The sequence below is a fragment of the Pedobacter nutrimenti genome (genome assembly GCF_003208655.1).
Lineage (GTDB): Bacteria > Bacteroidota > Bacteroidia > Sphingobacteriales > Sphingobacteriaceae > Pedobacter > Pedobacter nutrimenti.
The window spans coordinates 557,040-569,330 of the sequence record NZ_QKLU01000003.1 but is presented as its reverse complement, the minus strand read 5'-3'; the positions used below and the strand labels follow the sequence as shown (position 1 = coordinate 569,330).

Sequence of the window (12,291 nt, the reverse complement as noted above, 5' to 3'; positions counted from 1 at the left end):
TTAGGGGATTATTTTGCCTGCAGCAGATAAAAACCACCCTGGGCAACAATGCGTTCTCCCGCCTGAAGGCCCGAGCGGATCAGAATCTGATCATTTTCAACCGGCCCGGTTACCACTTTTCTGCGCAGATAACGGCCAGGGGCAATTTCCACAAACACAAAACTGTTGTCATTCATCTGAAGTACCGCTTTAACAGGTACAAAAGCAGCCTGAAGAGGATTATCGGTAAAATTAACGGTTGCATACATGCCTGGTTTGAGTTTATAACCCGGGTTTTCACAGACAATAAGTACCTGAACACTCCTGGTTTCTTCATCCACCAGCTGGTCAACGTGATATACTTTACCACTGATCCTGCTGTCCGGATAAGCTGCAACATCTATATCCACTTCATCGCCAGGGTGTATAAAACGAATGTCTTTCTCCTTTACCTGGCCCACAACCCATACTTTATTCAGCTCGGCCACCCTGGCATGAGGGGCATCGTCATCTTTAATGTAATGACCTGTAACCAGCTCATTGGTAATCACCTGTCCCTTTATTGGAGAGCGGATAATCAGGGGCTGGCCCAGGCTCATGTGGTCAGGATCTACATTAAAAATTTTCAGCGCAGCCCGGTTGTTCTGATATTCCTTTTGTGCCACTTCAAAAGTACTTTCGGCTTCTTCGAGGTCTTTGGATGAAGCCACCCCATTTTTCTTCAGGTCTTTTTGGCGCTTTAAATCCAGTTCGGCCTTTTTGAGTTCAGATTTAGAGGAGAAATAGTTTTTCTGGCTTTCCATAAAGTCCGAGGAAACCATTTCAAACAAAGGACTGCCTGGGTTTACGTTCATCCCCAGCTTCATATACACTTTGGTCACCCTTCCTGAAAAAGGCGGTGCAATATCAGCGAAAAAATTTGGAATGGCTTTTACCGTTGCTGCACTGGATAATTTCATCCGGTAAGGCGCAATATGCACCGTATCTGTTTTTAATTTTTTGCCAAGGGGCGAATGTTCTGCAATGATCAGGGTATCGCCCATAATCTGATGGCCGGCAGCCTGTTCTTTTTCTTTTTTTTGGGCACAAGAAGCCATAAGCAGTATAAAACCGCCTGTTAAAATTAAATGTCTCATGGATGTTTACTTGTTTATCGTTTTTATTTTATAACCATTGCTGGAAGCGTTTAATGAACCAGTTTTTAACCAATTGAGTAAGCAGGCAGTATCCCGTAAGGATCGCGGCCAACCATGGAAAATAACTCAAGGGTAAGGCCTGCAGTTTAATCAGGTGTGCAAAAGGTGTAAAAGGGATGGCTATTCCGACCAGCATTACCGCTGTGGTCAGGGCAATCACCGGTGCAGTGGCCCAACTTTGAATAAATGGAATTTTCCGGGTGCGGATCATATGTACAATCAAAGTCTGGGACAACAGGCCTTCCACAAACCAACCGGTCTGGAACAAGGACTGATGTTCAGGTAAATTGGCCTTGAAGACAAAAAACATCACCGCAAAAGTGGCATAATCAAAAATAGAACTGATTGGCCCGATAAAAAGCATAAAGCGGCTGATGCTCCCTGCATCCCATTTTTGTGGTTTTTCCAAAAATTCTGCATCCATACGGTCCCAGGGAATTGATATCTGCGAAATGTCGTACAACAGGTTCTGGATCAGTAAATGAATGGGTAGCATAGGCAGAAAAGGTAAAAAAGCACTTGCCCCAAGCATACTGAACATATTTCCAAAATTACTGCTCGCAGTCATTTTGATGTATTTCATAATGTTTCCAAAAGTCCTGCGGCCATAAATGACCCCTTTGCGAAGCACCATCAGGTCTTTTTCCAGTAAAATGATATCGGCACTTTCTTTGGCAATATCCACCGCAGTATCTACAGAGATCCCCACATCTGCATCCCTTAATGCGGCTGCATCGTTAATGCCATCTCCCATAAATCCAACGGTATGACCTTTGGACTGCAGCAACTTCACAATCCTGGATTTCTGTACAGGGCTTAATTTCGCGAAAATACTCACCTGGTCCAGCTTCACAGAAAGCTCCTCATCCACCATATTTTCCACTTCATTACCCAGTAATACCTGCTCAAAGGGAATACCTACATCTTTACAAATTTTTCTGGTGACAATTTCATTGTCCCCGGTCAGGACTTTCACTTCCACCCCCAATTGCTGCAATTCTTCAATAGCAGGTTTTGCAGAAGGTTTGGCCGGATCCAGAAAACCCATAAAACCAGTGAGTACCATATCCTTTTCATCTGCAATACTGTAATTTGCCGGGCGCTGGTCATATTCTTTAATGGCTACCAGTAAAACCCTCAGGCCATCGGCATTCATCCTTCTGGAAGTTTCAAGTACAGTGTTGCGCATGCGTTCATCCATAGGTACAACCAGGTCTTTTTCTTTATGCATTTTATGGTCTTCACCCGGTTCAAAGGCATGGGAACATAAATCCAGCATCTCCTCTACAGCTCCTTTACAAATCAGCAGGTGTTTTCCATTTTTTTGTTCCAGAATCACACTCATACGGCGGCGCTGAAAATCAAAAGGAATTTCATCTACTTTTTTGTAATCTTCTTCAACTTTCAGGTAATCATGCAGTTCAATATGCTCCAGTACTGCTACGTCCAAAAGATTTTTCAGACCAGTCTGATGATAACTGTTAAAATATGCCCATTTCAAAACTTCATCATCATCTTCTCCAAAAACATTCAGATGCCTTTCCAGAATGATCTTGTCAATAGTCAGTGTTCCTGTTTTATCGGTACAAAGTACGTTCATGGCACCAATGTTCTGAATGGCATTCAGGCGTTTAACGATGACCTTCCGTTTACTCATGTTCCGGGCCCCTTTCGCCAAATTTGCCGTAACGATCATAGGTAGCATTTCAGGGGTTAGCCCTACTGCAACAGCAATACCAAAAAGCAGGGCTTCAAACCAGTCTCCTTTAGTAAAGCCATTCACCAGAAAAATCAATGGGACCATAACCAGCATAAAACGGATCAGCAGCCAGCTGACCTTATTTACACCTTTATCAAAACTGGTCTCTGCACGTTTTCCGGTAATCAGTTTTCCAATGGAACCAAAATAGGTCATGTTACCTGTAGTGACCACAATCGCTGTAGCTGTTCCGCTCACAACATTGGTTCCCATAAAACAAATGTTATCCAGGTCCAGCGGTGATTTATGATCCGTATCTGCAATTGCATTTCCACGTTTTTCCAATGGAAGGGATTCACCGGTAAGCATGGCCTGGCTTACAAACAAATCTTTGGAATGCATAATCCGGATGTCAGCCGGGATCATATCCCCGGCACTTAAAAAAATCAGGTCTCCAGGCACAAGTTCTTTGATGTCAATTTCTTTTTTACCCCCCACTTTTCTCAATACCGTAGCAGTGGTTTTAACCATGCTTTTGAGTTGTTCTGCTGCTCTGTTACTGCTGTATTCCTGCCAGAAACGCAACAATGAGCTGAGCAGCACCATAATTCCTACCACCAGCACAGTTTTGTAATCCCTGTCCTGGGGTGCAGCCATCCATACATCAGTGATGGACGAAATAATTGCCAGTACCAACAGTACTGCAATAAAAGGATTCACAAAAGCCTGCAACAACTGTACATACCAGGCGGGCGCCTTAATGTGCTGGATTTCATTCAGTCCAAAGCTTTTTCTTTTTTTATGGACCATAGAAGGGCCCAGTCCTTCTTCACCGCTGTGCAGCATAGCAAAATAGGCGTCGCTTTCCAGCCTTGCTGCATTCCTGAGTTTGGTCATTGCTGCCTCGTCGAAGCTGGAAGCAGCTTTTTGATAGATCTTCATTCTTTTCATCCCAGTATGTATTTATTGTTGTTCTTTATTTTATGCGCTATAACTCCGATTGTTGTCCTGTTAGTTCCCAGCTCACCTTCATCACCTCAGCTTCAATGGTTAGTCTGCTTACTATTTTTTCCATCAGTTCATCCTGATTTCCTGCGGCAATAATTTCTGCTGTAATAATGGCATTGGCCGGATCGCCATTGTCGCTACTGGCCAGGGCCCGGAGCATGACTTTATCGTAATTTCCAAGGTATTGCAGTAATAAAACACGGATGTGGTTTTCGACAGTCTCTTTACATTTAATGGAAATCAGGTATTCTGTTTCTTCCGATTCACTTTTCTGAAAGATGGAAATTTTACCCAGTTTAAGACCTAGAGGCCGTAACATCAAATGGGCAAACACAATAAAGAAAGCACCAATTACCGCTTCTGCCATGAAGCCCATTCCACTCAGGGCACCAATGGCCGCAGAACACCAGAGGGTTGCTGCGGTATTCAGTCCCCGGACATTTGTGCCATCCTTCATAATGACACCTGCACCCAGAAAACCAATACCGCTCACCACATAAGAGGCAACCCTACCGCTGGCATCGCCACCGATTTTTACAGAAAGCGTAATAAAAATTGCTGCGCCGAGCGAAACCAGGGTATTGGTTCTTAATCCGGCTATTCTTTGACGCCACTGGCGTTCAATACCTATACCTGCACCCAAAGTCAGGGCCAGTAAAAGGCGGCTTGTAAAGTCTAATGTAGTTAACATAGCTTTTGTCTTGCTGCTCCCCTTTCAGGGACAGCTTAAAAGCTATACTGAAAGGAGAAGGTGAATAAATAATGGGCTATAACACGGAGGCTTATCCATATAATTTCTCTTTTTTTTAATGTGCCACAAAAGTAAGGGCAGGCCTGTAAAAAAATCGTTAGAGATCAATTAGAATATTATTAGAAATCAATTAGAAATGCCATTATTTTCTGTTCCACTAGTCCTTAGGTCCCTGGCGGTTGTATTTATGTATATGCAGCTAAATTATATTTCAGATAAAATGTGTTTTCAAAACCATCCTTTGCCTTTAAAAAAACTTCCTTCCCCGTCATTTAAGGCAAAGACCAGTCATTCTGAAGTGATTTTATTTTTTTTAGAGAGGTAGGGGTATAAACCGTTCAGGTTGTCCTAATCCAAAACAATTATTGATATGATGACAAGAAAAGCAAGATACGACCTGCTTTATTTTTTAGTTTATCCTCCCCTCTACCTGCTCAGTATGCTCCCTTATTATCTTTCCAATATTTTAATTGGCAGGCTACTCTTTTTTCTTTCTTACAGGGTTTTCAGGTACAGGTATAATGTGGTCCTGCAAAATCTTTCCCGCGCCCTGCCTTTAAAAACTTACGAAGAGGTCGAACTGCTGGCCAGGGAGTTTTATTTGCACCTTGCCGGCCTGGCCGTTGAAATTACCCGTTTCTTTTCCATCAGCAGCCGGGAACAGCTCAAACAGGTGCGAATTTCCAATCCGGAATTACTCGACACCTATTATCAGCAAAACAGAAATGTGATTGCCGTATTGGGACATTATGGCAATTGGGAATGTCTGAACATTTTACCTATGCTTTTGCCATTTCAGGTCAATGCAATCTACAAGCCGCTTTCCAATAAAATCATGGGCAAACTGGTTCACCGCATACGTACCCGATTCGGCATGCGTATGATTCCTGCCTCTCAGGCCCTCAGGCAGCTTCTAAAAACACATGAACAACCACAATTGTCTTTATTTATTGCCGATCAGTTTCCGGGCCTGCAAGCCAAGTGCAGGGTCGATTTCATGAACCAGTCTACCTTAATGTTCAACGGGGCTGAAAAACTGGCCATTGCCACCAATTCCGTTGTCATTTACATCGATATTCTTCCTTTAGGCCACAACAGCTGGAGGGTCAATTTTTCACCAATTACAGAAATTGCCCCCCAAACCAGTAGCGGCCAAATCACTGCTGCTTTTTCCAAAAAACTGCAGCAAACCATTTCCATTAGCCCTGCTTACTGGTTATGGTCACATAAAAGGTGGAAAGAAAATTAAGTTGTACCATTTACCTATGATCAAAAAAGGGCCCCTGTATTTGATGGGGCCCATAAATTAAAATCTATGCCTGTTTATGTAAAATTATGTTCTAACGCTGTATCTCTCTGTTCACCTTTAAAGCACAAAGCCAACATCATTTTTTTTAAAGGATGTTTTATGACCCTGCTGCTGATCTTGTTTTCCAGTTTTTCCGGATTTGCGCAAACCACGATTACAGGCATTATCAGGGATAAAATAAGCAGACAACCTGTACCCTCAGTTACCGTTTCTTTTATGGAAATGAAAGGTGCCGTGGTATCAAATGGCGAAGGACAATTCAAAATAAGTACCGATAAGGAAATCAGGGGCCTTCGTTTTTCTGCTGTAGGGTATAAACCCCTGCATTATCGTTTTACGGAAAATACCGGCCACCAACTTTTTATAGAGCTGGAAGAAAACAGCCACCAGCTTGAGGGGGTAAGTATCCAGGCACCTAAAAGGCCACCTTATAGAAACAAAAACAATCCCGCTGTAGAACTGATCCGAAAGGTCATCGATAACCGGGATAAAAACACCGCACGCAGAGATACCAATATCTCCTTCAGACAATATGAAAAATTAAATTTAGCGCTTAACATGGCAACCGATAAGGCGCACAAATCCTCTTTACTCAGAAAATTTTCTTTTTTACTTAAAACTGCCGATACCACAAAAAAAAGTGGCAGGTCGCTGATCCCCATTTTCATGCAGGAAAAACTTAGTCAGTTTAGCCAAACAATGGAGCACCGTAACGTAAAGATCCTGGACGAAAAACAATCCAGAATTGATCAGTATCTGGATGAAGACGGGATCAATGAATACCTCAAACGCATTTACCAGCATGTAGATGTTTATGACCATGATATTGGTCTTGGGAGCCAGAAATTTTTGAGCCCGATATCCTCCATTGCACCCGAATTCTATAAGTATTTTATTATCGATACCTTGAACCAGGGCAGCTTAAAAGTGGTACACCTGATGTTCAGTCCCAGAAGTAAGCAGGATATGCTTTTTATGGGTGAACTTTTTGTACCGCTGGACGGGCATTATGCCGTGCAGCGGGTAAACCTTTCGGTTAACAAAGAGATTAACCTCAACTGGGTAAACGATTTTCAGGCAGAGATCAGTTATGAACAAAATGCAGCAGGCCAGTATTATATTGCCAAAAGTGTCATGGCCATGGACCTTGGTCTTTTTAAGGGAAAAGCCAGTGTATTCGGCGAAAAAACCATTTTAACAACCGATTACCAGCTGAGGAAAAAAGAGCTCATTTTAACTGACTTGCACAGCCTGATGCCCAAATCCCCGCTCGACACTTTTAAAAGACCGATGCAGCTGTCGGCCATGGAAAAAAATGCCTACAACAATATTGACAGCCTTAAAAATTCCCCAAAATTCAAACGCATGATGGGGCTTGGTGCCCTGGTGATATCGGGCTACCTCAAAGAAGGGCCCATAGATATAGGTCCGGTTACTTCTTTTTACAGTTTCAACCATATTGAAGGTAAAAGGTTCCGCATTGGCGGAAGGACCAATGAAGATTTCAGCGATAAGGTTTTATTGGAAGGACATGTTGCCTATGGGATGCGCGATAAAACCTGGAAATACGCCATGGCTGCTGCCTATTCTTTCAAACCCAGCGGGCTTTTTCGGTTTCCGGTCAGTACTTTTACCCTTCGCCACAGTTACGAAACCCAAATTCCGGGCCAGGACCTGGCTTTTCTGGAAGAAGACAACTTCCTGCTTTCCTTTAAAAGAGGAATAAATGATAAGTGGATGTACAACAGGAAATGGTCTGCAGAATATTTCCAGGAAACAAAAGATCACCTGTCCTTCCGGATTGGTTACCGCAATCAGGAGCTTGATCCCACTGGAGGCTTGGTTTTTCAACCTGCAGCGGGTGGAGATCCGGTTAAATCTTTACAGCTATCGGAATTTACTTCTGAAATCAGATGGGCCCCTCATGAACAGTTTTACCAGGGAAAACGCTTCCGCAGACCAATTAAAAATCCTTATCCCATTTTTACCTTAAGGGCTTCTGCCGGTTTTAAAAATTTCCTTGGCGGAGACTACAATTACCAGAACATATCAATGAACATATATAAAAGGCTTTACCTCTCTCCTTTTGGTTATTCGGACATCACCCTGGAAGGTGGAATGGTACTGGGCAAGGTGCCCTTCCCCTTGTTGAATATACACCGTGCCAACCAAACTTATGCCTATCAGCTTCAGGCCTATAACCTGATGAATTTTATGGAATTTATGAGCGATAAATATGCAAGTGCCAACATCGATCATGCATTTAACGGAATATTTTTAAACAAAATCCCTTTGTTGAAAAAATTGCAGCTCCGGGAGGTCGCTTCTTTTAAAATACTTTATGGTGGTATTTCTTCCAAAAACCTGCCCGAAAACAATCCGGATGCCTATCGTTTTGCAACAGATAAACAGGGTATTCAATCTTCCTTCCCCCTGGGAAAAACACCTTATATGGAAGGAAGTATAGGGATTTCTAACATTTTCAAAATCCTTAGGGTGGACTATGTCAGACGGTTCAATTACCTCGACAATCCGCATGTGGCTAAATGGGGAATAAGAGCAAGGATACATGTAGATTTTTAAGGGATTTTACTATATATTTAAGGCGTTATTTGCAATGAAGCTATAAATCAAATTTAAATTGATGGAGAATACTTTTGGGATTAATATTATTCCAGAAAATGATCAGCAACGCGTAGCCGTCCTTAAAAGGTATAAGATACTGGACACCCCTTCTGAAGACACTTTTAACCATATAGCCAAACTGGCGGCACAGATTTTTAATACCCCCATTGCCTTAATTTCCCTTGTAGACTCCGACCGGGTCTTTTTTAAGGCCAATGTCGGCATGGGCGATGCGAGGCATACCCCCAGGGGACGCAGCCTTTGTTCCCTTGCCATATTGCAACCTGAGCTTACTGTTTTTGAAAATGCACCCCAGGAGCCATGCTTACTGAGCAATCCGCTGGTTGCCGGAGAATTTGGTTTAAAATTCTACGCGGGTGCCCCTTTGGTTACACACGACGGTTTTTTAATTGGCACACTTTGTATTGTCGACAAAAAAACAAGAGACTTTTCAGATCAGAACAAGGAAATTCTGAAGGGTCTGGCCCGGGTGGTCATGGATGGAATTGAACTGCGTCTTTCGGCAATAGAAGAAGCAGAAAATCAAAACCGCACAAAGGCCAGACTGGCCGAAAGCGAATATAAAACCAGCCACCTCATTTCTGAGGCTCCGGTGGCCATTGGCATTCTGACCGGCAAAGATTTGTTTGTAGAATCTGCCAATGATCAGCTATTGAAAGTGTGGGGAAAAGACAAAAAAGTTATCGGACTTCCTTTACATGAAGCCCTTCCGGAACTCAAAGGCCAGCCCTATCTGCAGCTTCTGGAGCAAGTGCGCGTTAGTGGCAATCCTTATTATGGAAGTGAGGCAAAGGTTATGCTGGAAAGAAACAGCCGTACAGAGGAAGCCTATTTTAATTTTGTTTACCATCCATTAAAGGATGAATTGGGTACAACCAACAGCATTATGGTTGTGGCCAATGAAATTACCGAACAAATTCAAATCCGCAGACAAATTCAGGAGAGCGAACGTAAACTGCAGAACCTGATTATGACTGCTCCTGTTGGGATGACCATTCTCCGTGGACGTGATTTGATCGTGGAAATGGCCAATCAGCCTATGTATGACATTTGGAACCGTTCAGCTGCGCAAATTTTGGGTAAATCGCTGATGAGTGAATTTCCTGAACTGGAGGATCAGCCTTTTCCCAAAATGTTGGAAAGTGTATTTAATACTGGCGAAACGGTATCCATTTCAGAAATTGAAGTAGAAATTTCTACTCCCGAAGGTTTCAAAAATTATTATGTAGACTTTAAATACAGTCCAATGTTTGACCTTAATGGAGAGGTCGAAGCCATAATGGCAACGGTTAATGACATTACCGAAATTGTTCATTCCAGAAAAGCATTGGAAGAAAGCGAAGAAGAGCAACAGAGCTTAAATGAAGAGTTGAGCACAACAGTAGAAGAACTCGCTGCTGCCAATGAAGAACTCATGACCATTAATGAAGAGCTCGCTTCCACCCATGAAGATCTTCGCAATACCCTCCATGAGCTGGAACAATCTAAAGATACGCTCAGAATGGCGATAGAAGATGCGGGTATTGCCATTTGGAGTGTTTATCCGCATTCCAATGAACTCATGATCTCAGACCGGGGGAAACTGATCCACGGTATTCCTGAAGAGAGGCAGCTTAGTTTTTCGCAGGCCATGGACCTTATTGCAGCAGAATACCGGGAACAAATGGAAAGCGCTATAGGAGAAATCATTGATTCCCAGCAAGGTTCCTTTAATGAGGAATATATGATCAATCCCCTGGACGAAACACCGGCTAAATGGCTCCGGACAAGTGGAAAAGCCTACCTGGATAAAAGCAAACGGACTTATGTAATGGGTACCCTGGTGGACATAACTGAACAGAAACTGGATGAAATCCGAAAAAACGATTTTATTGCAATGGTTAGCCATGAACTCAAAACGCCACTGACTTCTCTTAAAGGTTACATTCAACTGCTAATGGCCAAGTCACAGAAAAATGAGGATACTTTTGCCACTGGGGCATTGGATAAGGCCAATACGCAGGTCAAAAGAATGACAGCGATGATCAATGGCTTTTTAAATGTAGGCCGTCTGGATACAGGAAAAATACAACTCAACAAACATGCCTTTGATTTTTCCGAATTGGTCCATGAAATTGCAGATGAAATTGCCATGACCCACACCAGCCATAAGATCAAAGTCTTCGATTTTCCGCATTTCAGACCTGAGGCCGATAGAGATAAAATCGGACAGGTGATTAACAATTTTTTAAGCAATGCCATTAAATACTCCCCTCAGGGCAAAGACATAGAGCTGAGCTGTACACAGGAAGGCCAGGCCTTAAAAGTTTGCGTCAAAGACCAGGGCATTGGCATTGATGAACAAGACAGTAAAAAACTTTTTCAGCGTTTTTACAGGGTCGAGAACCTGGAAACCAAAACCATATCGGGGTTTGGAATTGGTTTATACCTCTGTGCAGAAATCATCCGCCGCCACCACGGAGAAATTGGTGTGGAAAGTAAAGCAGGACAAGGTTCCACTTTTTATTTTACCTTACCCCTGGCTTAATTTTCTGTAGCCCTTTCAAAAAAAGCAGTATGCTTTTTCTCTACACAGTCTGCAGCATATATATAAAGTGCTGCAGACCAGGTTTGCCAGTCCTGGCCCCTGGGTGTTCCGTCTTGTGCCTTGTACCATTCATTGAAACCGTATTCAAGTTCCGGATTTACCGATTTTTTGATCAGGTCCGTCAGAATAAACAATTTTTCCAAAGCCAGCTGTTGTTTTCCTGCTGCAACCAATGCTGCTATATGTATTCCAGAAATAAATGGCCAGATGCCACCATTGTGGTATTCTCCTGGCAGGTTAAAATCTTTGTACCGGTCAATCCAGTCCGGTTGTCCGGGAAGAATAAAAGGAAAAAAATTAGGAGACAAGTCAATGGCCAATTCCCCTCTATTTCTCATTCCGGCAGTTTCTTCTTCTATCCAGGCCACCATTTTTTCTGCGCGGCCCGAAGGAGCCAATCCCGACAAAATGGCCAGACTATTACCCAGCAGGTCAAAACGTTCGCTGCTATATACTTTATAAGACCATAAAGCATAGTAAGGTTTGTTTTTTACCACCAGACCTTCATGAACATGGTGATGGATCACTTTAGCCGTTATGGTAAAATGATGCATGTCTTCTTTCATCCTTGCCGCGCGTTCATTATCCCCCAGTATCCGCAGATAACTGTAAACCAATGTGTTTACAAAAAGACCATAACCCAACACCCATTGCTCATCTCTCCAATCACTGGTGGGCAGCTGGGCCACCAGATAATGATCAGAGGGGCTCTGGTATTCCATCCAACGCAAGGCCTTACCAACAGCCGCCTCCAGAAAATCCCACTCTCCGGTAATTCTGCGAAAAATTCCGGTGCCTAATAAAAACAGCGGCGTGGTATCACTTGCTCCGCGGTCATCCGCATCATGCACCAATGAGGGAATATGTCCCCTTGGTGACTGGTGCTCTGCCAGGCAGTTTAGCGTTTTGCGCATCACTTCCAGCAATGCCTCATCCCCTGAAACCCCAATTCCTAAAAGAGCCAGCATTAGATCTCGGGTATAGGGTTCAGGGTAGCCCCAACCGGCTGTACGGGGGAGGCCATGAAAAGGCCCCTTTGCATTATGTCTTAAAACCTCCAATGCCGCCTGTCTTGCTTGTTCTATTTCTTTCCAATCCCTTGCTTCCATGATCTGA

At 43.2% G+C, this 12,291-nt stretch carries 7 protein-coding genes; 3 read left to right on the top strand and 4 right to left on the bottom strand.

What is annotated here, in order from left to right; genetic code table 11:
- Positions 1–8: 8 nt before the first annotated feature.
- Genes B0O44_RS10610 through B0O44_RS10600 form a run of 3 tightly spaced genes read right to left on the bottom strand, consistent with a single transcriptional unit; the run spans position 9 to position 4,573 of the window.
- Positions 9–1,115 carry an efflux RND transporter periplasmic adaptor subunit gene (locus tag B0O44_RS10610; protein WP_110830044.1) on the bottom strand — a complete coding sequence of 369 codons (1,107 nt, stop codon included), beginning with the start codon at positions 1,113–1,115 and terminating at the stop codon, positions 9–11.
- A 28-nt stretch (positions 1,116–1,143) separates the two neighbouring features.
- Positions 1,144–3,825, bottom strand: coding sequence for a magnesium-translocating P-type ATPase (gene mgtA / locus B0O44_RS10605; RefSeq protein WP_211321360.1), 2,682 nt, complete (start codon positions 3,823–3,825; stop codon positions 1,144–1,146).
- A gap of 37 nt (positions 3,826–3,862) precedes the next feature.
- On the bottom strand, positions 3,863–4,573 hold the full coding sequence (locus tag B0O44_RS10600; RefSeq protein ID WP_110830042.1) for an MgtC/SapB family protein: 711 nt from the start codon (positions 4,571–4,573) through the stop codon (positions 3,863–3,865).
- Between the two features lie 430 nt (positions 4,574–5,003).
- Here B0O44_RS10600 and B0O44_RS10595 point away from each other — a divergent pair, with 430 nt between their 5' ends.
- The 3 genes from B0O44_RS10595 to B0O44_RS10585 all read left to right on the top strand — a co-directional run bounded on the left by B0O44_RS10595 (position 5,004) and on the right by B0O44_RS10585 (position 11,115).
- The gene (locus tag B0O44_RS10595; RefSeq protein ID WP_110830040.1) at positions 5,004–5,882 is read left to right on the top strand and encodes a lysophospholipid acyltransferase family protein; all 879 of its coding nucleotides are present in this window, start codon (positions 5,004–5,006) and stop codon (positions 5,880–5,882) included.
- 159 nt (positions 5,883–6,041) lie between these two features.
- Positions 6,042–8,525, top strand: a complete 2,484-nt coding sequence (locus B0O44_RS10590) for a DUF5686 family protein (protein ID WP_170123307.1) — start codon at positions 6,042–6,044, stop codon at positions 8,523–8,525.
- A 61-nt stretch (positions 8,526–8,586) separates the two neighbouring features.
- The gene (locus B0O44_RS10585; RefSeq protein ID WP_110830036.1) at positions 8,587–11,115 is read left to right on the top strand and encodes an ATP-binding protein; all 2,529 of its coding nucleotides are present in this window, start codon (positions 8,587–8,589) and stop codon (positions 11,113–11,115) included.
- Here B0O44_RS10585 and B0O44_RS10580 read toward each other — a convergent pair.
- Complete coding sequence (locus tag B0O44_RS10580; RefSeq protein ID WP_110830035.1) at positions 11,112–12,284, bottom strand: glycoside hydrolase 100 family protein; 1,173 nt, start codon at positions 12,282–12,284, stop codon at positions 11,112–11,114. The two genes, B0O44_RS10585 and B0O44_RS10580, sit on opposite strands and share 4 nt — an antisense overlap.
- Between the last annotated feature and the right edge of the window lie 7 nt (positions 12,285–12,291).

Coding starts and splice junctions, on each gene's coding strand:
- B0O44_RS10610 (WP_110830044.1), bottom strand. CDS start 1,115: ATGAGACATTTAATTTTAACAGGCGGTTTTATACTGCTTATGGCTTCT.
- mgtA (WP_211321360.1), bottom strand. CDS start 3,825: ATGAAAAGAATGAAGATCTATCAAAAAGCTGCTTCCAGCTTCGACGAG.
- B0O44_RS10600 (WP_110830042.1), bottom strand. CDS start 4,573: ATGTTAACTACATTAGACTTTACAAGCCGCCTTTTACTGGCCCTGACT.
- B0O44_RS10595 (WP_110830040.1), top strand. CDS start 5,004: ATGATGACAAGAAAAGCAAGATACGACCTGCTTTATTTTTTAGTTTAT.
- B0O44_RS10590 (WP_170123307.1), top strand. CDS start 6,042: ATGACCCTGCTGCTGATCTTGTTTTCCAGTTTTTCCGGATTTGCGCAA.
- B0O44_RS10585 (WP_110830036.1), top strand. CDS start 8,587: ATGGAGAATACTTTTGGGATTAATATTATTCCAGAAAATGATCAGCAA.
- B0O44_RS10580 (WP_110830035.1), bottom strand. CDS start 12,284: ATGGAAGCAAGGGATTGGAAAGAAATAGAACAAGCAAGACAGGCGGCA.